The organism is Pseudomonas glycinis (assembly GCF_054871425.1).
The window spans coordinates 1-20,537 of sequence record NZ_JBTYHF010000016.1; the positions used below are offsets into that span (position 1 = coordinate 1).

General features: G+C 61.3%; 21 protein-coding genes and 1 pseudogene. 19 read left to right on the forward strand and 3 right to left on the reverse strand.

Annotated elements, in window-relative coordinates; translation table 11 throughout:
* A pseudogene (locus ACYSTU_RS26340) lies at positions 1–179 on the reverse strand (DUF6124 family protein); the annotation flags it as partial.
* 621 nt (positions 180–800) lie between these two features.
* On the opposite strand from ACYSTU_RS26340, the gene flhA reads away from it, so the two are divergent.
* The 14 genes from flhA (at position 801) to ACYSTU_RS26410 (ending at position 15,344) form a co-directional block, all read left to right on the forward strand.
* Complete coding sequence (flhA, locus tag ACYSTU_RS26345) at positions 801–2,930, forward strand: flagellar biosynthesis protein FlhA (RefSeq protein ID WP_016771062.1); 2,130 nt, start codon at positions 801–803, stop codon at positions 2,928–2,930.
* Between the two features lie 11 nt (positions 2,931–2,941).
* The gene (gene flhF / locus ACYSTU_RS26350; RefSeq protein ID WP_499002604.1) at positions 2,942–4,282 is read left to right on the forward strand and encodes a flagellar biosynthesis GTPase FlhF; all 1,341 of its coding nucleotides are present in this window, start codon (positions 2,942–2,944) and stop codon (positions 4,280–4,282) included.
* Positions 4,283–4,398: 116 nt separating this feature from the next.
* Positions 4,399–5,229, forward strand: coding sequence for a flagellar synthesis regulator FleN (gene fleN, locus ACYSTU_RS26355; protein ID WP_016771060.1), 831 nt, complete (start codon positions 4,399–4,401; stop codon positions 5,227–5,229).
* Positions 5,226–5,966 (forward strand): RNA polymerase sigma factor FliA, encoded by a 741-nt coding sequence (fliA, locus tag ACYSTU_RS26360; RefSeq protein ID WP_016771059.1) that lies wholly within the window; start codon positions 5,226–5,228, stop codon positions 5,964–5,966. The genes fleN and fliA overlap by 4 nt, the downstream gene beginning before the upstream one ends.
* A gap of 167 nt (positions 5,967–6,133) precedes the next feature.
* The gene (locus tag ACYSTU_RS26365) at positions 6,134–6,505 is read left to right on the forward strand and encodes a chemotaxis response regulator CheY (RefSeq protein ID WP_024012118.1); all 372 of its coding nucleotides are present in this window, start codon (positions 6,134–6,136) and stop codon (positions 6,503–6,505) included.
* Positions 6,506–6,523: 18 nt separating this feature from the next.
* The gene (locus ACYSTU_RS26370) at positions 6,524–7,312 is read left to right on the forward strand and encodes a protein phosphatase CheZ (RefSeq protein ID WP_016771058.1); all 789 of its coding nucleotides are present in this window, start codon (positions 6,524–6,526) and stop codon (positions 7,310–7,312) included.
* A gap of 53 nt (positions 7,313–7,365) precedes the next feature.
* Positions 7,366–9,651 carry a chemotaxis protein CheA gene (locus ACYSTU_RS26375; protein ID WP_499002607.1) on the forward strand — a complete coding sequence of 762 codons (2,286 nt, stop codon included), beginning with the start codon at positions 7,366–7,368 and terminating at the stop codon, positions 9,649–9,651.
* A 49-nt stretch (positions 9,652–9,700) separates the two neighbouring features.
* Complete coding sequence (locus ACYSTU_RS26380) at positions 9,701–10,852, forward strand: protein-glutamate methylesterase/protein-glutamine glutaminase (protein ID WP_076566611.1); 1,152 nt, start codon at positions 9,701–9,703, stop codon at positions 10,850–10,852.
* Positions 10,852–11,592 (forward strand): flagellar motor protein, encoded by a 741-nt coding sequence (locus tag ACYSTU_RS26385; protein WP_016771055.1) that lies wholly within the window; start codon positions 10,852–10,854, stop codon positions 11,590–11,592. The genes ACYSTU_RS26380 and ACYSTU_RS26385 overlap by 1 nt, the downstream gene beginning before the upstream one ends.
* 12 nt (positions 11,593–11,604) lie before the next feature.
* The gene (gene motD / locus ACYSTU_RS26390) at positions 11,605–12,495 is read left to right on the forward strand and encodes a flagellar motor protein MotD (RefSeq protein ID WP_016771054.1); all 891 of its coding nucleotides are present in this window, start codon (positions 11,605–11,607) and stop codon (positions 12,493–12,495) included.
* Between the two features lie 43 nt (positions 12,496–12,538).
* Entirely contained in the window at positions 12,539–13,327 is a 789-nt protein-coding gene (locus ACYSTU_RS26395) for a ParA family protein (RefSeq protein WP_024012121.1), read from the forward strand.
* Between the two features lie 90 nt (positions 13,328–13,417).
* Entirely contained in the window at positions 13,418–14,371 is a 954-nt protein-coding gene (locus tag ACYSTU_RS26400; protein ID WP_499002614.1) for a CheW domain-containing protein, read from the forward strand.
* 90 nt (positions 14,372–14,461) lie between these two features.
* Positions 14,462–14,947 carry a chemotaxis protein CheW gene (locus tag ACYSTU_RS26405; RefSeq protein ID WP_016771050.1) on the forward strand — a complete coding sequence of 162 codons (486 nt, stop codon included), beginning with the start codon at positions 14,462–14,464 and terminating at the stop codon, positions 14,945–14,947.
* A 1-nt stretch (position 14,948) separates the two neighbouring features.
* Complete coding sequence (locus ACYSTU_RS26410; protein ID WP_016771049.1) at positions 14,949–15,344, forward strand: DUF2802 domain-containing protein; 396 nt, start codon at positions 14,949–14,951, stop codon at positions 15,342–15,344.
* 314 nt (positions 15,345–15,658) lie between these two features.
* Here ACYSTU_RS26410 and ACYSTU_RS26415 read toward each other — a convergent pair whose 3' ends face one another.
* Both ACYSTU_RS26415 and fliK read right to left on the reverse strand, forming a co-directional pair.
* Positions 15,659–15,988: an EscU/YscU/HrcU family type III secretion system export apparatus switch protein gene (locus ACYSTU_RS26415; protein WP_499002617.1), complete on the reverse strand. Its 330-nt coding sequence runs from the start codon at positions 15,986–15,988 to the stop codon at positions 15,659–15,661.
* Complete coding sequence (fliK, locus tag ACYSTU_RS26420) at positions 15,985–17,559, reverse strand: flagellar hook-length control protein FliK (RefSeq protein ID WP_499002619.1); 1,575 nt, start codon at positions 17,557–17,559, stop codon at positions 15,985–15,987. Before fliK ends, ACYSTU_RS26415 begins: the two co-directional genes overlap by 4 nt.
* A 197-nt stretch (positions 17,560–17,756) precedes the next feature.
* Between fliK and ccmA the strand changes: the two genes are divergently transcribed.
* The 5 genes from ccmA to ccmE all read left to right on the forward strand — a co-directional run bounded on the left by ccmA (position 17,757) and on the right by ccmE (position 20,535).
* Positions 17,757–18,392: a cytochrome c biogenesis heme-transporting ATPase CcmA gene (ccmA, locus tag ACYSTU_RS26425; RefSeq protein ID WP_499002622.1), complete on the forward strand. Its 636-nt coding sequence runs from the start codon at positions 17,757–17,759 to the stop codon at positions 18,390–18,392.
* Positions 18,389–19,057, forward strand: a complete 669-nt coding sequence (ccmB, locus tag ACYSTU_RS26430; protein ID WP_499002625.1) for a heme exporter protein CcmB — start codon at positions 18,389–18,391, stop codon at positions 19,055–19,057. The genes ccmA and ccmB overlap by 4 nt, the downstream gene beginning before the upstream one ends.
* Positions 19,058–19,154: 97 nt before the next feature.
* On the forward strand, positions 19,155–19,910 hold the full coding sequence (locus tag ACYSTU_RS26435) for a heme ABC transporter permease (RefSeq protein WP_122611635.1): 756 nt from the start codon (positions 19,155–19,157) through the stop codon (positions 19,908–19,910).
* Complete coding sequence (gene ccmD, locus ACYSTU_RS26440) at positions 19,907–20,083, forward strand: heme exporter protein CcmD (RefSeq protein WP_016771045.1); 177 nt, start codon at positions 19,907–19,909, stop codon at positions 20,081–20,083. The genes ACYSTU_RS26435 and ccmD overlap by 4 nt, the downstream gene beginning before the upstream one ends.
* Positions 20,080–20,535 (forward strand): cytochrome c maturation protein CcmE, encoded by a 456-nt coding sequence (ccmE, locus tag ACYSTU_RS26445; protein ID WP_016771044.1) that lies wholly within the window; start codon positions 20,080–20,082, stop codon positions 20,533–20,535. The genes ccmD and ccmE overlap by 4 nt, the downstream gene beginning before the upstream one ends.
* Positions 20,536–20,537: the final 2 nt, after the last annotated feature.

Here is a 20,537-nt window from a genome sequence, read left to right on the forward strand (position 1 = left end):
TTGTGTCGGCGGTGACGGCATACATGGCGCGGGGGCTGAACGGCGGCGGGGTCGAGCCGGGTGGGCAGAGGTAGTGGTCGAGGGCGCGGTCGGCGGCTTGGTGGAGTTTTTTTGAGTCGAGGGATTCGTAGGGGGAGGTGGGGGTCGGTTTCGGGCGGGTTGGGTGTTGGTTTGATCATGGTGAAGCTCCTGAGGTTATGGAGCCACTTTCCCCCTGTCGCTAAACAAGTGAAGGTGGCAGCTGTACGCAGGTTAGCGAACCGGTCTCAGGCACCCCGGTAGACCCGAAGGTCTCCCACATACAGCCGCCATAACGTTATTGCGGGCGAAAAATCCCGCAACGAAGCCACGATCGCTGATGCACTGAGTTGGTCCGAGTCGCTAAACCCGATCGCTGATTCGTCAGCGACCGGACCACGATAGAACCCGACCCCCAGGTGCACAAGCCGGCGGATTCTGGCTTGGCTGTAGGCAATGGCGCAAGGATTTGTAGCCTTGAGACCGTGTCTGCAGGTGTCTTTTAAACAGCTTCGTTTAAATCGAAAAAATGCGCCGCATTCGAAGGCCTCTTCGCGAGCAGGCTCGCTCCCACAGGGGCCGTATTCCAAATGTCCGATTGGGAATGCATTTCAAACTGTGGGAGCGAGCCTGCTCGCGAAGGGGTCAGCCCAATCAGTCGATAATCCCAAGTAAAACCGCTCTATTTCATTCCCCGGCAAAAGTTGGAAAGCTTCTTGCAATAGCCGCCGTGCGTCCGTTCGGGGCGTCAAAAGTTTGCTTTAAAGGAACGGGGAAAACCGGTGGATCGCACTCAGTTATTCAATACAGCACGCACCAACGTTGCCGATCTCAGTCGAGGCAATCTGGGCGTGCCGTTGTTGCTGCTGGTCATGCTGGCGATGATGATGTTGCCGGTACCGCCGTTCCTGCTCGACGTTTTCTTTACCTTCAACATTGCCCTGTCCATCGTCGTCCTGTTGGTCTGCGTGTATGCGCTGCGGCCGCTGGATTTCGCGGTGTTCCCGACCATTCTGCTGGTGGCGACGCTGCTGCGTCTGGCGTTGAACGTGGCCTCGACGCGGGTGGTGATGCTCCACGGTCAGGACGGCCACGCCGCCGCCGGTAAGGTGATTCAGGCCTTCGGTGAGGTGGTGATCGGCGGTAACTACGTGGTCGGTATCGTGGTCTTCGCAATCCTCATGATCATCAACTTCGTCGTGGTGACCAAGGGTGCCGGGCGGATTTCGGAGGTGAGCGCGCGTTTCACCCTCGATGCGATGCCTGGCAAACAAATGGCGATCGACGCCGACCTCAACGCCGGCCTGATCGACCAGAATCAAGCCAAGTCGCGCCGTCAGGAAGTCGCCCAGGAGGCGGAGTTCTACGGTTCGATGGACGGTGCCAGCAAGTTCGTCCGTGGTGACGCGATCGCCGGCCTGCTGATTCTGTTCATCAACCTTATCGGCGGCATGGCGGTTGGTATCTTCCAGCACGGCATGAGCTTCGGCGATGCGGGCAAGGTTTACGCCTTGCTGACCATCGGTGACGGTTTAGTGGCGCAATTGCCATCACTGTTGTTATCTACAGCAGCGGCGATCATGGTGACCCGTGCTTCCGGCTCGGAAGACATGGGCAAGCAGATCAACCGGCAGATGTTCGCCTCGCCGAAAGCGCTGGCCGTGGCCGCTGGTTTGATGGCGGTGATGGGCCTGGTGCCAGGCATGCCGCACTTCTCCTTCCTGAGCATGGCGGCGCTGGCTGCGGGCGGCGCGTACCTGTTCTGGAAAAAGCAGAACGTCGCCAAGGTCGTGGCGCTGGAAGAGGTCAAGCGTCAGCAGGAACTGCTGCCGTCGCCGGCCCGCGCCATGGAAACCAAGGAGCTGGGCTGGGACGACGTGACGCCGATCGACATGATCGGCCTGGAGGTCGGCTATCGCCTGATCCCGTTGGTGGACCGCAATCAGGGTGGGCAATTGCTCGCGCGGATCAAGGGCGTGCGCAAGAAGCTCTCGCAGGATCTGGGCTTCCTGATGCCGACCGTGCACATCCGCGACAACCTTGATCTGGCGCCGAGCGCGTATCGCTTGACGCTGATGGGCGTGATTCTCGCCGAGGCCGAGATCTACCCGGATCGCGAACTGGCGATCAATCCGGGCCAGGTGTACGGCTCGCTCAACGGGATCAACGCCAAAGATCCGGCTTTCGGCCTCGAGGCGGTGTGGATCGAAATCAGCCAGCGCGCCCAGGCGCAATCGCTCGGCTACACCGTGGTCGACGCCAGCACCGTGGTCGCCACCCACTTGAACCAGATTCTGTACAAGCACTCCAGTGAGCTGATCGGCCACGAGGAAGTGCAGCAACTCATGCAATTGCTGGCCAAGAGCTCGCCGAAACTGGCAGAAGAGCTGGTGCCGGGCGTGGTTTCGCTGTCGCAGTTGCTCAAAGTTCTGCAAGCGCTGCTCGCCGAGCACGTGCCGGTGCGTGACATCCGCAGCATCGCCGAGGCGATCGCGAACAACGCTGCCAAGAGTCAAGATACCGCCGCGCTGGTCGCCGCCGTGCGGGTCGGCGTATCCCGTGCAATCGTCCAAAGCATTGTAGGCACTGAGTCCGAGCTGCCTGTAATCACATTGGAACCAAGGTTGGAACAGATATTGCTCAATAGTCTGCAGAAGGCAGGACAAGGCTCGGAAGAGGGCGTTCTGCTGGAGCCGAGCATGGCCGAGAAGCTGCAACGTTCGTTGATCGAAGCGGCCCAGCGTCAGGAAATGCAAGGCCAACCGGTGATCCTGCTGGTAGCAGGCCCGATTCGCGCGATGCTCTCGCGCTTCGGCCGCCTCGCAGTGCCAGGGCTGCATGTACTGGCCTACCAGGAAGTACCGGACAACAAGCAAGTGACCATCGTTGCGACAGTAGGGCCCAACGGCTGAGGTAGTGGTTTATGCAAGTTAAGCGTTTTTTCGCCGCCGATATGCGTCAGGCCATGAAGCTGGTTCGCGATGAGCTGGGCGCTGATGCCGCCATCATCGGCAACCGCCGCATTGCCGGCGGCGTCGAGTTGACGGCGGCTCTGGATTACAAATTGTCGGCGCTGGCGCCACGGGTTCCGAACATGGAACTCGAAGACGAGCTGCGCAAGACCCAGTCGCGCATCGTCACCGCCCAGGCCGAGCTGAGCCTGCGTGGCGAAGCCGACGGCAACACCAATCAGCAGTTGTTCGCCGGGCTGCCGTTGACCGCAGGCCTGCCGCTGACTGCTGCCGAGCCGCTGAGCGAGCCGACCTACGCCGCACCGACGCGCCCGGCCGCAGCGCCTGCGCAGGCCTCGGCGGGTGTCGATCCACGTGCGCTGGATTCGATGCGTTTTGAATTGAACAGCCTGCGCGAGCTGATGGAAGTGCAGCTCGGCACCCTGGCCTGGAATCAGCTGCAAGGCAGCCGCCCGGCCCAGGCCAATATGTATCGTCGTCTGCAGCGCATCGGCCTGTCCGGCCCGCTGTCGCGCGATCTGCTGGCGATGATCACCGACATCGAAGAACCCCGTCAGGCCTGGCGCATGCTGCTGGCCCACCTGGCGCGGATGATTGCCGTACCGGAAGTCGAGCCGCTGGAAGAGGGCGGTGTGATTGCCATGGTCGGCCCCGCCGGCATGGGCAAGACCACCACGCTGGCCAAGCTCGCCGCGCGTTACGTGCTCAAGTACGGCGCGCAGAACGTTGCACTGGTGAGCATGGACAGCTTCCGCATCGGCGCGCAGGAACAACTGAAAACCCTCGGGCGCATCCTCAACGTGCCGGTAACGCACGTCGATCCGGGTCAGTCGCTGGTGCAGGCATTGGATCCACTGCTACGCAAACGCGTGGTTTTGATCGATACTGCCGGCCTGCAAGCCAGTGATCCGGCGTTGCGCATGCAGCTTGAGAGCCTGGCCGGGCGTGGCATTCGCTCAAAAAATTATCTGGTCCTGGCAACCACCAGCCAGAAACAGGTTCTAACCGCCGCTTATCACAGTTACAAGCGTTGCGGGCTGGCCGGCTGCATCCTGACTAAACTGGATGAAACGGCCAGTCTCGGCGAAGTGTTGAGCCTGGCGATCAGTCATGAATTGCCGGTCGCGTACCTGACCGATGGCCCACGGATTCCGGATGATTTGCATCTGCCGCGCCGTCATCAACTGGTCAGCCGCGCCGTCAGCGTGCAAATGCAGGAAGAACCCAGCGAAGAAGCCATGGCTGACATGTTCGCTGATATCTATCACAGCCCGACCAAGCAGGTTGGCTGAGGTAATCATGAACAGTTTTTGTACCTACATCGATGGTCTGCCACGCATTGTTCCGATCAGGAACGCGCAGCCAGTAATGTGGCCTCCGTCTATGCAAGACAAGGTAAAGAAATAACATGGGCAGCATGCATCCCGTACAGGTGATCGCGGTGACCGGCGGCAAAGGTGGCGTCGGCAAGACTAACGTGTCAGTGAACTTGTCGCTGGCGCTGGCAGAGCTTGGCCGTCGGGTCATGCTGCTGGACGCCGACCTGGGCCTGGCGAACGTCGACGTTCTGCTGGGGCTGACACCCAAGCGCACACTGGCCGACGTCATCGAAGGCCGTTGCGAACTGCGCGACGTGCTGTTGCAGGGCCCGGGCGGGATTCGCATCGTGCCGGCGGCCTCCGGCACGCAGAGCATGGTGCACCTGAGCCCGGCGCAACACGCCGGCCTGATCCAGGCGTTCAGCGACATCGGCGACAATCTCGACGTGCTGGTGATCGACACCGCTGCGGGTATTGGTGACTCGGTAGTCAGTTTCGTTCGTGCCGCCCAGGAAGTGTTGCTGGTGGTCTGCGACGAGCCGACTTCGATCACCGATGCTTACGCGCTGATCAAGTTGCTCAACCGCGATTACGGCATGAACCGCTTCCGCGTGCTGGCCAACATGGCGCAGAGCCCGCAGGAAGGGCGCAACCTGTTCGCCAAGTTGACCAAGGTCACGGATCGCTTCCTTGACGTCGCCCTACAATACGTCGGCGCGGTGCCGTACGACGAAAGCGTGCGCAAAGCGGTGCAGAAGCAGCGCGCCGTCTACGAAGCCTTTCCCCGTTCCAAGTGCGCGCTGGCCTTCAAGGCCATCGCCCAGAAGGTCGACACCTGGCCGCTGCCGGCCAACCCGCGCGGGCATCTGGAATTTTTCGTCGAGCGTCTCGTGCAGCAAACCGCAGGGCCTGTGATATGACCGCCAGTGGCATGAATCTTTACAAAAAGTCGGCGCGTGACGCGCAATACGAATTGATCGAGCGTTACGCGCCACTGGTCAAGCGCATTGCCTATCACTTGCTGGCGCGCCTGCCGGCCAGCGTGCAGGTCGAAGACCTGATCCAGGCCGGGATGATCGGTTTGCTCGAAGTCTCGACCAAATACGACGCCAGCAAAGGCGCCAGTTTCGAAACGTACGCGGGCATTCGAATCCGCGGCGCGATGCTCGATGAAGTGCGCAAAGGGGATTGGGCGCCACGCTCGGTTCACCGTAATACCAGGATGGTCAGCGACGCGATTCGCTCGATTGAAGCTAAAACCGGCCGTGACGCTAAAGATCACGAGGTTGCGGCCGAACTCCAATTGAGTCTCGACGATTACTACGGGATTCTGAATGACACCTTGGGCAGTCGCCTGTTCAGTTTCGACGACCTGTTGCAGGACGGCGAACACGAAGGGCTGCACGAGGATGGCGCGAGTGCTCATATGGAGCCGTCACGCGATCTGGAAGATGAACGCTTCCAGGCGGCGCTGGCGGACGCGATTGCCAATTTGCCGGAGCGTGAGCGACTGGTGTTGGCGCTGTACTACGACGAAGAGCTGAACCTCAAGGAAATCGGTGAAGTCCTTGGCGTCAGTGAATCGCGGGTCAGCCAGTTACACAGCCAGTGCGCGGCCCGTCTGCGGGGGCGTTTGGGGGAGTGGCGAGCGCGCTGAAGGCAGTGTGGGGACACTGCGAAACGAGGCTGGTGCGGTGATGAACGGCGCCGGTCTCGATCCGTTGTGCTCCAGACAAACTTCGAGTGCTATGCCGATTGATTGAAGTGGCGCGTCCAGGTGCTGGGCGCGTTTAAGACTGCTTGGAGGTCGAATTGAACAAAGACATGAAAATCCTCATCGTTGATGACTTCTCAACGATGCGGCGGATCATCAAGAACCTGCTGCGCGATCTTGGGTTCACCAACACCGTCGAGGCCGACGATGGCACCACTGCCATTCCGGTGCTCAACAGCGGCAGCATCGACTTTCTGGTAACGGACTGGAACATGCCGGGCATGACCGGTATCGACCTGCTGCGTCACGTGCGCGCCGATGAAAAACTCAAGCACCTCCCGGTGTTGATGGTGACTGCTGAAGCCAAGCGCGAGCAGATCATCGAGGCCGCTCAGGCCGGTGTGAACGGTTACGTGGTCAAACCTTTCACGGCTCAAGCGTTGAAAGACAAAATCGAGAAGATTTTCGAACGCATCGGCTGATGAATGCGCGGGGGAGCTATGGAGCATAACGAATCATCACAGGGCGATTTCGAATCGACCCTGAAAAAACACGCGGTCGAACTGGTCGAGAGCCTTGAAAAAGGCAAGTTCGGCGACGCGGTGCAACTGATCCATGAGCTCAATCAGACCCGTGACCGCGGCCTGTATCAGGAAGTGGGCAAGCTCACACGTGAACTGCACAGTGCGATCGTCAATTTCCAGATTGATCCGCACATGCCGCAGGCCGAGGAAGTGTCGCAAATCACCGACGCCACCGAACGCCTGGGCTATGTGGTCAAGCTGACGGAAGCCGCGGCCAACCGCACCATGGATCTGGTGGAAAGCGCCACGCCGGTGGTCAACAGTCTCGCTGATGAAGCGCAGACGTTGAGCGCCGATTGGGGCCGCTTCATGCGTCGCGAGGTCGGGGCTGAAGAGTTCCGCGAACTGGCGCGCCGGGTCGACGGTTTTCTGTCACGCAGCAGCACGGACAACCGTGCGGTGTCGAGCAATCTCAACGACATCCTGCTGGCTCAGGATTACCAGGACCTCACAGGTCAAGTGATCAAGCGTGTGACCCAACTGGTCACCGAAGTCGAAAGCAATCTGCTCAAACTCGTGCTCATGGCCAGTCAGGTCGACCGCTTTGCGGGCATCGAACATGACCGCGCTGCAATGCTTGCTGAAAAAGATCCACAAAAACATCTCTCGCAGGGTGAAGGTCCGCAGATTCATGCCGATAAACGAGAAGACGTTGTGTCCGGTCAGGACGATGTGGACGATTTGTTATCCAGCCTTGGATTCTAGAGTTTCGGAATTCGGGTTTTTTGGGTTTTTAGACCTGTAGGAGCACCCCATTAATGAGCTTCGGCGCCGATGAAGAGATCCTTCAGGATTTCCTGGTTGAGGCCGGCGAGATTCTTGAGCAACTGTCCGAACAACTGGTCGAGCTGGAAAGCCGTCCGGATGATGCAGATCTGCTCAATGCAATTTTTCGCGGTTTCCACACTGTAAAAGGGGGCGCCGGCTTCCTTCAGCTCAATGAGCTGGTGGAGTGCTGTCACATCGCCGAAAACGTGTTCGACATCCTGCGCAAGGGTGAGCGTCGCGTTGATGCAGAACTGATGGACGTGGTGCTCGAAGCACTGGACGCGGTGAACAGCATGTTCAGCGAAGTCCGTGAACGTGCACCGATCACCGCTGCGACGCCGGAACTGCTGGCCGCGCTGGCGCGTCTGGCCGAGCCGCAATCGGCGGATGAAGCCCCGGCTTCGCCGGTTGCCGAGATGATCGAAGAACTGGTCGTTGAAAGCGACTCCTCGGACGACATCACCGATAACGAATTCGAACAACTGCTGGACTCGCTGAATGCCGTCAAGGCCCAGGCCGAGGCTCCGGCCGCTGTCGCTGCTCCCGCGCAGGTTGCCGATACGGCGGCCAGCGATGAAATCACCGACGCCGAATTTGAATCGCTGCTCGATCAACTGCATGGCAAAGGCCAGTTTGCTGTCGATGCGGTCGCTCCGGCGCCAGCACCAGCGGCTCCGGCTGCGCCTGCTGCGGGCGATAGCTCGGACATCACTGACGACGAATTCGAAGCCTTGCTCGATCAGTTGCACGGCAAGGGCAACTTCGCCGTTGACGCGCTGGAATCGGCCATCGCTTCGGCCCCGGCCGCACCTGCTGCACCGGCAGCCGCTGCGGCCGGCAGTGACCTGATCAGCGATCACGAATTCGAATCGCTGCTCGACGAATTGCACGGCAAAGGCAAGTTTGACGCCAGCGCTGCGACTGCCGGCTTTGCGTCGAGCGTCGCCACGCCAGCGGCGAAAGCTCCGGCTGCCGCTGCCGCTGCTGCGCCGAAGCCTGCCGCCAAGCCTGAACCGAAAGCCGAGACGCCGAAACCGGCCGCCGCTGCTGCACCGGCTGCGGCCCGTGCGCCAGCCGCTGCACCGGCAGAAAAACCGGCCAGCGAAGCAGAAACCACCGTGCGCGTCGATACCGCGCGGCTCGACGAGATCATGAACATGGTCGGCGAGCTGGTGCTGGTGCGTAACCGTCTGGTGCGCCTGGGCCTCAACAGCGGCGACGAAGCCATGTCCAAGGCCGTGTCGAACCTCGACGTGGTCACCGCTGACCTGCAGACCGCCGTGATGAAGACGCGGATGCAGCCGATCAAGAAGGTCTTCGGGCGCTTCCCGCGTCTGGTTCGCGACCTCGCACGTCAGCTCAAGAAAGAAATCAACCTGGAACTGGTGGGTGAAGAAACCGACCTCGACAAAAACCTTGTCGAGGCTCTGGCCGACCCGCTGGTCCACTTGGTGCGCAACGCTGTCGACCACGGCATCGAGTCGCCGGAAGAACGCGAAGCATCGGGCAAGGCCCGTGGCGGTCGCGTGGTGCTGGCGGCCGAGCAGGAAGGCGACCACATCCTGCTGTCGATCTCCGACGACGGCAAAGGCATGGATCCGAACGTCCTGCGTTCGATCGCGGTGAAACGCGGTGTGATGGACAAGGACGCGGCCGATCGCCTGAGCGATACCGAGTGCTACAACCTGATCTTCGCCCCGGGTTTCTCGACCAAGACCGAGATCTCCGACGTGTCCGGCCGTGGTGTCGGCATGGACGTGGTGAAGACCAAGATTTCCCAGCTCAACGGTTCGATCAACATCTACTCGACCAAGGGCCAGGGCTCGAAGATCGTCATCAAGGTGCCGCTGACCCTGGCGATCATGCCGACGCTGATGGTCATGCTCGGCAATCAGGCCTTTGCGTTCCCGCTGGTCAACGTCAACGAAATCTTCCACCTCGACCTGTCGACCACCAATGTCGTCGACGGTCAGGAAGTGGTGATCGTGCGCGACAAGGCGCTGCCATTGTTCTACCTCAAGCGCTGGCTGGTCAGCTCCGCCGCTCACGAAGAGCAGCGCGAAGGCCATGTGGTGATTCTTTCGGTGGGCACTCAGCGGATCGGCTTCGTCGTCGATCAGCTGGTCGGCCAGGAAGAAGTGGTCATCAAGCCATTGGGCAAAATGCTCCAGGGAACTCCGGGCATGTCCGGCGCCACCATCACCGGTGACGGCCGCATTGCGCTGATTCTCGATGTTCCAAGCATGCTCAAGCGTTACGCCACAAAGCGTATTTGAATCCGGGGCGGCGGCGCGATGACGCGCCGCTGCACCTAATGGAGTGTTTATGGCAGTCAAAGTCCTGGTGGTGGACGATTCGGGTTTTTTCCGCCGCCGCGTCTCGGAAATTCTTTCGGCGGATCCGAGCATCCAGGTGGTCGGCACGGCCACCAACGGTAAAGAGGCGATCGATCAGGCCATGGCCCTCAAGCCTGACGTGATCACCATGGACTACGAGATGCCGATGATGGACGGCATCACGGCAGTGCGGCACATCATGCAGCGCTGCCCGACCCCGGTGTTGATGTTCTCCTCGCTGACCCACGAAGGCGCGCGGGTAACCCTCGATGCGCTGGACGCCGGCGCGGTGGATTTCCTGCCGAAGAATTTCGAAGACATCTCGCGCAACCCCGAGAAGGTCAAGCAGCTGCTGTGCGAGAAAGTCCACAGCATCTCGCGCAGCAATCGTCGTTTCAGTGCCTACAGCGCGCCGGCTCCCGCCGCTGCGCCAGCGCCGACGCCTGCTCCGGCAGCGTCGAGCTACGGCAGCCACACGAGCCACAGCAGCCCTGTCCCGGCACGTCCGGCACCAGCGCCTGCGCCCGCGCCTGCCCGTGCATCCGCTGCCAGCGCTTCGTCGCCGGCACCGAAACGCAAAGCCTACAAACTGGTTGCCATCGGCACTTCGACGGGCGGCCCGGTTGCGCTGCAACGCGTACTGACGCAGTTGCCGGCGAACTTCCCGGCGCCGATCGTGCTGATCCAGCACATGCCGGCGGCGTTCACCAAAGCGTTTGCCGAACGTCTCGACAAGCTCTGCCGTATCAGCGTCAAGGAAGCCGAGGATGGCGACATCCTGCGTCCGGGCCTGGCGCTGCTGGCACCGGGTGGCAAGCAGATGATGATCGACGGCCGTGGCGCGGTGAAGATTCTGCCGGGTGACGAACGTCTGAATTACAAGCCGTGCGTGGACATCACTTTCGGTTCTGCAGCCAAGTCCTACGGCGACAAAGTTCTGGCAGTGGTGCTGACCGGCATGGGCGCCGACGGCCGCGAAGGCGCGCGTCTGCTCAAGCAGGGCGGCAGTTCGGTGTGGGCGCAGGACGAAGCAAGCTGCGTGATCTACGGCATGCCGATGGCCATCGTCAAAGCCGATCTGGCTGACGCCGTGTATGGTCTGGACGACATCGGCAAGCACATCGTCGAGGCGTGTATCTGATGGATGTTCTCAGCCTTATCGGCCTCATCATGGCGTTTGTCGCCATCATCGGCGGCAACTACCTTGAAGGCGGTCACCTCGGCGCGCTGGCCAACGGCCCGGCAGCGCTGATCGTGCTGGGCGGCACGGTCGGTGCTGCGCTGCTGCAATCGCCGATGAGCGCGTTCAAGCGCGCTATGCAGATTCTCGGCTGGATCTTCTTTCCGCCGCGTGTCGACCTGGCCGGCGGCATCGACCGCGTAGTCAATTGGAGCCTGACGGCGCGCAAGGAAGGCTTGCTCGGCCTCGAAGGCGTGGCCGACGCCGAGCCCGACAGCTATTCGCGCAAGGGTCTGCAACTGCTGGTCGACGGCGCCGAGCCGGAGGCGATTCGCAGCATTCTCGAAGTGGATTTCTACACCCAGGAATCCCGTGATATCGAAGCGGCCAAGGTGTTCGAAAGCATGGGCGGCTACGCGCCGACCATCGGCATCATCGGTGCGGTGATGGGCCTGATTCACGTGATGGGCAACCTCGCTGATCCGTCGCAACTGGGTAACGGCATTGCCGTGGCGTTCGTCGCGACCATCTACGGCGTGGCCAGTGCCAACCTGATCCTCTTGCCGGTCGCGGCCAAGCTCAAGTCCATCGCGTTGCGGCAGTCGCGTTATCGCGAAATGTTGCTGGAAGGAATTCTGTCGATCGCCGAAGGTGAAAACCCTCGTTCCATTGAGTTGAAGCTGCAAGGCTTCATGGACTAAGGGAATAACCTCATGGCTCGTCGTCGCCACCAGGAAGAACACGTCAATCACGAGCGCTGGCTCGTGTCCTACGCGGATTTCATCACTTTGCTGTTCGCGTTTTTCGTGGTGATGTACTCGATCTCGTCGATCAACGAAGGCAAGTACAAAGTCATTTCCGAAGCGCTGATCGGCGTGTTTACCGACTCCGACCGCTCGCTCAAACCGATTCCGATCGGCGACGAACGACCGAAAACCGTGACCCCGGCCAAGCCGCTGGTCAAGGATGCCGAGCAGGTCGACGCCGGTATTTCCGGGGCCAGCGATCCGCTGAAAAGCATCGCCGATGACATCAGCGCCGCCTTCGGTGATTTGATCAGCTCCAACCAGATGACCGTGCGCGGCAACGAGTTGTGGGTCGAGATCGAGCTCAATTCCAGCCTGTTGTTTGGCAGCGGCGACGCCATGCCGAGCGACATCGCGTTCAACATCATCGACAAGGTCGCGGCGATCCTGAAGCCGTTCGACAACCCGATCCACGTCGAAGGCTTCACCGACGATCAACCGATCCGCACCGCGCAGTACCCGACCAACTGGGAACTGTCCTCGGCGCGTTCGGCGAGCATCGTGCGCATGCTCGCCATGCAGGGCGTAAACCCTGGGCGACTGGCGTCGGTGGGTTATGGCGAATTCCAGCCAGTGGCCAACAATGCCACGGTCGAAGGCCGGGCGAAGAACCGTCGCGTGGTGCTGGTGGTGTCGCGCAATCTTGATGTGCGCCGCAGCCTGACGGGCACCGGAACCGCCAATGCGCAACCGGATGCGGCGTTGAAGCGCGCTGGCACACAAACTGCACCGACCCCGGTCAAGACGCCGGGACGCGAGAGTGCCGTCAATTCTCCGTCGCCCGCATTAACACGCTGAAGCATGTCTCGGTCAATCAACCTGGCCGGGAGGAACGAACTGAATGAGAGTCTGGGCAGTCGCCAATCAAAAGGGTGGTGTCGGTAAAACCACATCCTCCATCGCTTTAGCCGGATTGCTGGCCGAGGCGGGCAAGCGCGTGGTTGTGGTCGATCTCGACCCGCACGGCTCGATGACCAGCTATTTCGGCTACGACCCCGACAGCCTGGAACACAGCAACTACGACCTGTTTCTGCACAAGGGCAGCGTGCCGCAAGGCCTGCCGGGGCAGTTGCTGTTGTCGACCAGCGACGAACGCATTTCCCTGCTGCCATCGAGCACTGCACTGGCCACCCTTGAGCGCCAGTCGCCGGGGCAGAGTGGCCTGGGTCTGGTGATCGCCAAGAGTCTGGCGCAACTGTGGCAGGACTTCGATTACGCGATCATCGACAGCCCGCCGTTGCTCGGTGTGCTGATGGTCAACGCTCTCGCGGCGAGCCAGCAATTGGTGATCCCGGTGCAGACCGAGCACCTCGCCGTGAAAGGTCTGGAGCGCATGGTCAACACCCTGGCGATGATCAATCGCTCGCGCAAACAGCCGCTGCCGTTCAGCATCGTGCCGACCCTGTTTGACCGCCGCACGCAGGCGTCGATGGGCACCTTGCGCGTGCTGCGTGACAAATTCCCCGACGACATCTGGCACGGCTACATCCCGGTCGATACTCGTCTGCGCGACGCCAGCCGGGCGGGCGTCACGCCTTCGCAATTCGACGGCAAGAGTCGTGGCGTGCTGGCCTACCGCGCGCTGCTCAAGCACCTGCTCGCGCAGCAACTTGTTCCGCAGGTGGCCTGAGATGATTTCGATCTGTTTGCCCGAACCCTGTGGGAGCGAGCCTGCTCGCGAAGCAGACAACGCGGTTTCCCTGTCAGGCGCTGATCACCGATGAACCGCCCAGTGAAACTCACGTCACGTCCGCAACAGGCCTTGCAGTCCTATCTGGAAGACCTGCTGCTCGACCTGCCCGAGGACTTGCCTGCGCCGGCTGTAGCGCTGCCGCCAGTCGTCGAACAGGCGCAGCCTGAAGTGGTGGAAAGCACCGAGGCCATGGATGAGTTCCAGGCAGCGGTGCTGGAAGAGCAGGCCCGTGACGCTCAGAAATCCGTCGCTCCGATTGCCGCGCCTGCTGCTGCCCCCGTGGCCAAAGCACCGGTGGTGCTGATCGACGAACCGCGCGCGCCACTGTCGACACTGGCGCCGCTGCTGCAAACACAATTATTGACCGTGCCGGAACCCGAACCGGAGCCAGAACCCGCGCCGCAGATTGCTGAGCCGCAGGTGCTGGTCCCGCCGCTGGTGGAAGTGCACCTGCCGCCGAACAACCCGCCGCCACCGGTCGAGCCCGATGGCCGTCCGGCCTGGGCTGCCGAAGCCTTCGAATGCTTGCTGTTCGATGTTGCCGGGCTGACCCTGGCGGTGCCGCTGGTGTGCCTTGGCTCGATCTATTCGCTGGCCGGCCACGAGCTGACGCCGCTGTTTGGTCAGCCGGAGTGGTTCCTCGGGATTCTGCCGAGCCAGGCCGGCAATCTGAAAGTCTTGGACACCGCGCGTTGGGTCATGCCGGATCGTTACCGCGATGACTTCCGGCAGGGCCTGCAATACGTGATTTCGGTACAAGGTTACGAGTGGGGGCTGGCAGTGCATCAGGTCAGCCGCTCGTTGCGCCTGGACCCGAATGAGATCAAATGGAGAAGTCACCGGGGTCAGCGGCCATGGCTCGCCGGCACCGTGATCGAGCACATGTGTGCATTGCTTGACGTATCCGCACTGGCCGAGTTGATCGCCAGCGGCGGGGCAAAGCACTTGAATGGCAACAAGCCGCTACATAAACCGACATAGCAGCCGACATAACAATCACGCGATGGCATTTTCCAGTGCCACCACACAGAACACACACCGCCCGGGGCGGTTTTTTCGAGGGGTCAGGGTATGAGTAGTCAGGCGTCGAATGCAAAAGGTTCTGAAGATCCGATCCTGCAATGGGTGACCTTCAAACTGGATAACGAAACCTACGGCATCAACGTGATGCGCGTGCAGGAAGTGCTGCGCTACACCGAGATCGCGCCGGTGCCGGGTGCACCGAGCTACGTGCTGGGCATCATCAACCTGCGCGGCAACGTGGTCACCGTGATCGACACCCGTCAGCGCTTCGGCCTGCACAGCGGCGAGATCAGCGACAACACCCGTATCGTCATCATCGAAGCCGACAAGCAAGTCGTCGGCATCATGGTCGACAGCGTCGCCGAAGTGGTTTACCTGCGTCAGTCGGAAATCGAAACCGCACCGAACGTCGGTAACGAAGAATCGGCCAAGTTCATCCAGGGCGTGTGCAACAAGAACAACGAACTGCTGATTCTGGTCGAGCTGGACAAGATGATGAGCGAAGAAGAATGGTCGGAACTGGAGAGCATCTGATTTGATTCTCGAGGTTGCGGTAATTGTTCTGTTCCTGTTCTGGGCCGGCACGCTGGCGATGTTCGTCTCGTACATCAAGGCGCAGCGAGTGATCGCTGCGCAGCAGGCCCAGGGCGATGCGCTGCGTGATCAGCGCATCAAGGAACTGGCCAAACGCGTCGACGACTACCAGAACGGCAACGTGCGCATGGGCGAAGCCCTGCACGAGTTGCGCGCAGTGGTGAGTCCGTTGCCGGACAAGATCGTTGCCCTCGAACAACGCGACCCGTCGAGCCTGTCATTCGCCCAGGCGGCGAAGCTGGTAGGCATGGGCGCCAGCGTCGATGAACTGACTCAGTCGTGCGGCTTGACCCAGGCTGAGGCGGAGTTGATGCGCAAGTTGCACAAGGGCAGCTAGAAGCTTCAAGCTTCAAGCTTCAAGCTTCAAGCTTCAAGCGGCAAGCAAGATCAAAAGCGCTAGTCGCGAGCAGGCTCGCTCCCACATTTGATCACGGTCGAATGTGAGATCGTTCCCACGCTCTGCGTGGGAACGCATCCTGGGACGCTCCGCGTTCCGCCTGTGAAATGTGACGCGGAGCGTCACGGGCGGCATTCCCACGCGGAGCGTGGGAACGATCAAATCAAAAGCGCTATTCGCGAGCAGGCTCACTCCCACATTTGATCACGGTCGAATGTGGGAGCGAGCCTGCTCGCGAAGGCGTCTTTGAAACCTCAATAATCATCCCCGCGTGCGGTGATGTCCTTCTCGACCATCGGCGCATCCGGATCCTGTCCCTCGGGGAATTTGCCTTTCAGGTTCCAGGCAAACGCGATGATCTCGGCGATGGTGCGATAGAGCTCTTCGGGGATGCTGTCGCCCAGTTCCATCCGCGCCAGCAGGCGCACCAGTTCAGGGTTCTCGTAGATCGGCACTTCGTAATCGCGGGCAATGCGCAGGATTTCTTCGGCCAGTTCCTCGTCGCCCTTGGCGGTGAGGGTCGGGGCGTGGTTGCCGTCGTATTTGAGGGCGATGGCCTGGCGTGGGGCAGTGGAATCGTTCATGCGGTTTCGTCGACCCAGCGGTGCTCGAGGCGGGTTTGGTTGCCTTGCGGCGGCGTGCCGTGGTGGCAGTCGAGGTCGCCGACGTTGAGCCCGGAATCGAGCAAGCGCTGGCGCAGGGCGAACAGGTTGTTCTCGATCAGGTCGGCGGTGTACGGCCGCTCGGCCCACAGCTGACTGGACAGGCTGCCGGCGATCAATTGCGCCTGAATCTGCATTGGCCCGAGCGGTTCCAGATCGAAGGCCAGATCGACGCGCCACAGTTGCTGTTTGGCTTCGCGCTCATCGCGGCGTTCGTGCGGCTGCGGTTCGCGCTCCGGCGCTTCTTCACGCTGGAATTTGACCTGCAACGGCACGATGTCTTGCAGGTTGCGCATGGGGATTTCCAGCTGCCAGGTGCTGAGCAGGCGGCCATCGTCGGTGACGCCGGTCTGTTCCAGGCTCGACAGCTGATGGCTTTGCAGGCGCGACACCGCTGCGGCGGCGAGGCGCAACAGTTGTTCGAGATCACCTTCGCCTTCGAGTTTCGCCAGCAGTCGTTCGGGCAACGGGAAGCTGCTGGGCACCGGTTTGGCGCTGACCTGGCCGAGGGTGCCGAGGGCGTTCCGGACGAAACTCGGCAGCGCTTGCGCCAGGGTGTTGGCGGCGATGATCGCATTGAAATTGGTGTTGCTCGGCAGGCCCGGGGTCAGTTGCGCGATCAGTTTGAGCAGGTCGGCTTTCATGTCCGGGGCGAGAGTCGGATTCTGTCCGCCGAGCAATTTCGCTTCGAGGAACGCGCCGCTGTTGGCCAAGGCCAGCGCCACGCCTTTGGCGGTGCTCATTTGTTGCACGTCCGGCAGGCTGGCGAGCAGCTTGTCGACCACCGCGCGCAGATCCGCCGAGGTCTGGTCAGTGGCCGGCGGCAGATTTTGCAACATCTTCAGCAGACCATCGAGCGAGCCCTGACGACTTTGCTGACCGAGCAATTGCTGACTGACCGCCAGTTGCTCCTGACGGCTGCTCAGCGGCACGAATTTGAGGGTTTGCGCGTCCTGCACCTGCGCCGACAACAAGGTGCCGATGCGCAGGGGCTGGGGGCTGTCGACGGTCAAGGTGCTGCCGCTCAATGCGGTGTTGAGCAGGGTGACCATCGAGCGAAATACCGCCGCTTGCCCCGGCGTCTGCGGCAGGGCTTGCGAGGTCACGACTTTGCCTTGCAGCAAGGTGCCGGCGGGCAACTGTGCGGTATCGACGCGGGTCAGGGTGGCGACGCTGCTGGCAATCGCTTGTTGCACGGTGATCGCCAGATTGCCGGCCGACGGCTGAGTGATCGCCAGGTTGGTGCCCTGTGGCAACGGCAGGTTGCTGCTGGCCTGCACGGTGGTCTGACGGCCGCTGTCGAGGGTCACCTTGAGCAGCAATTCAAAGGTCTGATCAGCCTGCTTGAGCGACAACACCTCAGCCTTGGCGCTTTGCCCCGCGCCGATCAAGCCCTCGACCGGCGTCAGCAGCTTGAGCAGTTCACCCGTCTGCGGGCGAGCGCTCGCCGGCACGGTGGGCGGCAGCGGGAGGATGTTCATTTCGCCTGTCATACGCGGACACAACCTGAGGAAATTGCGCTCTTGAGAGTAAGGCACGGCATGTATAATGCCGCGCGTCGTGCGCTTCGTTCAAAAAACCTGGCAATTGTTTGATCCAGCTCGCCAGATCGAGCGATCAAAGCATCTATGCTGCATCTCTTTAACGGCCGCTCTAGAGCCGACTTGAACCGTATAAGGCCCGTGATCCCTTGACCAGTCCTGTCCTGCAAACCGTTGCCCTGGCGTGTGAACGCGATCTGCGGCTGCTTTTCGAAAACCTCGAATTGCGCCTGGCCAGTGGTGACATGGTGCAGATCAGCGGCCCCAACGGCAGCGGCAAGACCAGTCTTTTACGTCTGCTCGCCGGTTTGATGCAACCCACCGACGGCCAGGTACTGCTCAACGGTCAGCCGTTGACCGAGCAACGCAGCGAAGTGGCGCGAAACCTGTTGTGGATCGGCCACGCCGCTGGCATCAAGGATCTGCTCACTCCCGAAGAAAACCTGTCGTGGCTGTGCGCCTTGCATCATCCCGCCGAACGCGAGGCGATCTGGCAGGCGCTGGCAGCAGTAGGATTGCGCGGTTTCGAAGACGTTCCCTGCCACAGCCTTTCCGCCGGCCAGCAGCGCCGCGTGGCGCTGGCGCGGTTGTATCTGGACAGCCCGCCGTTGTGGATTCTCGACGAACCGTTCACCGCGCTGGACAAGCAGGGCGTCACTCAGTTGGAAGAGCATCTGGCCGGCCACTGCGAACGCGGCGGTCTGGTGGTGCTGACCACCCACCACACCCTGAGCCGCATGCCAGCCGGTTATCGCGACATCGATCTGGGGAAATGGGCGGTATGAGTGTCTTCGGCCTGCTGCTTGCCCGCGAATCGCGACTGCTGTTCCGCCGCCCGGCGGAGCTGGCCAATCCGCTGATTTTCTTTGCCATCGTCATTGCCCTTTTTCCGCTGGCCGTCGGCCCGGAAACTCAAGTCTTGCAAAACCTGTCCCCGGGGTTAGTCTGGGTGGCGGCGTTGTTGTCGGTCTTGCTTTCGCTGGACGGATTGTTTCGCAGTGACTTCGAAGACGGCTCGCTGGAACAGTGGGTCCTTTCGTCGCACCCGCTGCCGCTTCTGGTCCTGGCCAAGGTGCTGGCACACTGGCTGTTCTCCGGTCTGGCACTGGTGCTGCTGTCGCCTTTGCTGGCGCTGATGCTCGGGTTGCCGGCCGCGTGCCTGCCGGTGCTGCTGCTGTCGTTGTTGCTCGGTACGCCGGTGTTGAGCCTGCTCGGTGCAGTCGGCGCGGCGCTGACGGTCGGCCTGAAGCGCGGCGGCCTGTTGCTGGCGCTGCTGGTTCTGCCGTTGTACATCCCGGTGTTGATCCTTGGCAGCGGCGCGTTGCAAGCGGCGCTGCAAGGCATGCCGGCGACCGGATACCTGTTGTGGATGGCCAGCCTCACAGCGCTGGCGATCACCCTGACACCCTTTGCAATAGCCGCTGGCCTGAAGATCAGCGTCGGCGAATAATAATGAGGCCTGGTCAAAAATTGACCACTTCTTCCAGAAGAAAGGCATGACCCTCTGCCAGCTCGCGATGATGAGCGGCAACCGTGATGGAAACAGTATGAACTGGACCTGGTTTCACAAGCTCGGCTCGCCCAAGTGGTTCTACGGCATCAGCGGCAAGTTCCTGCCGTGGTTGAGCATTGCAGCGTTGCTGCTGATCGGCGTTGGCGTGGTCTGGGGTCTGGCCTTCGCGCCGCCGGATTACCAGCAAGGCAACAGCTTTCGCATCATCTATATCCACGTACCTGCAGCGATGCTCGCCCAGTCGATCTACGTGATGCTCGCGGTGTGCGGCGTGGTCGGGCTGGTGTGGAAAATGAAGCTGGCCGATGTCGCCCTGCAATGCGCCGCACCGATCGGTGCGTGGATGACCGCCGTGGCGCTGGTCACCGGGGCCATCTGGGGCAAGCCGACCTGGGGCTCGTGGTGGGTGTGGGATGCGCGCCTGACCTCGATGCTGATTCTGCTGTTCCTGTATTTCGGCGTGATCGCGCTGGGCAATGCCATCAGCAACCGCGACAGCGCCGCCAAGGCCTGCGCGGTGCTGGCGATCGTTGGCGTGATCAACATTCCGATCATCAAATACTCGGTGGAGTGGTGGAACACCCTGCACCAGGGCGCGACGTTCACCCTCACGGAAAAACCGGCGATGCCCGCGGAAATGTGGCTGCCGCTGCTGCTGACGGTGCTGGGTTTCTACTGCTTCTTCGGCGCTGTGCTGTTGCTGCGCATGCGTCTTGAAGTACTCAAGCGCGAGGCCCGCGCCAGTTGGGTGAAGACCGAAGTGCAGCAGAGTCTGGAGGCGGTGCGATGAGTTTTGCTTCATTCGGCGATTTTCTCGCCATGGGCCATCACGGCCTGTATGTCTGGTCGGCCTACGGCATCTGTCTGGCGGTGCTGGCCCTCAACGTGGTGGCGCCGATTGCGGCGCGCAAGCGTTATCTGCAACAAGAGGCGCGTCGTTTGCGCCGGGAGAACGGCAAGTGAATGCGCTGCGCAAAAAACGTCTGATCATCATTCTGGCGATTCTGGTCGGAGTGGGCGCTGCTGTCGGCCTGGCCCTGAGCGCGCTGCAGGAAAACATCAATCTGTTTTACACACCGACGCAGATCGCCAACGGCGAAGCGCCGCAAGACACGCGCATCCGCGCCGGCGGCATGGTCGAGGCCGGTTCGCTGCAACGGTCAAAGGATTCGCTGGACGTCAAATTCGTCGTCACCGACTTCAACAAATCCGTGACCATCGCCTATCGCGGCATCCTCCCGGATCTGTTCCGCGAAGGGCAGGGCATTGTCGCCCTCGGCAAGCTCAACGCTGATGGCGTGGTGGTCGCCGATGAAGTGCTGGCCAAGCACGACGAGAAGTACATGCCGCCGGAAGTGACCAAAGCGCTGAAGGACAGCGGTCAATCCGCACCGACGCCTGTGAAGGAGGGTTGATC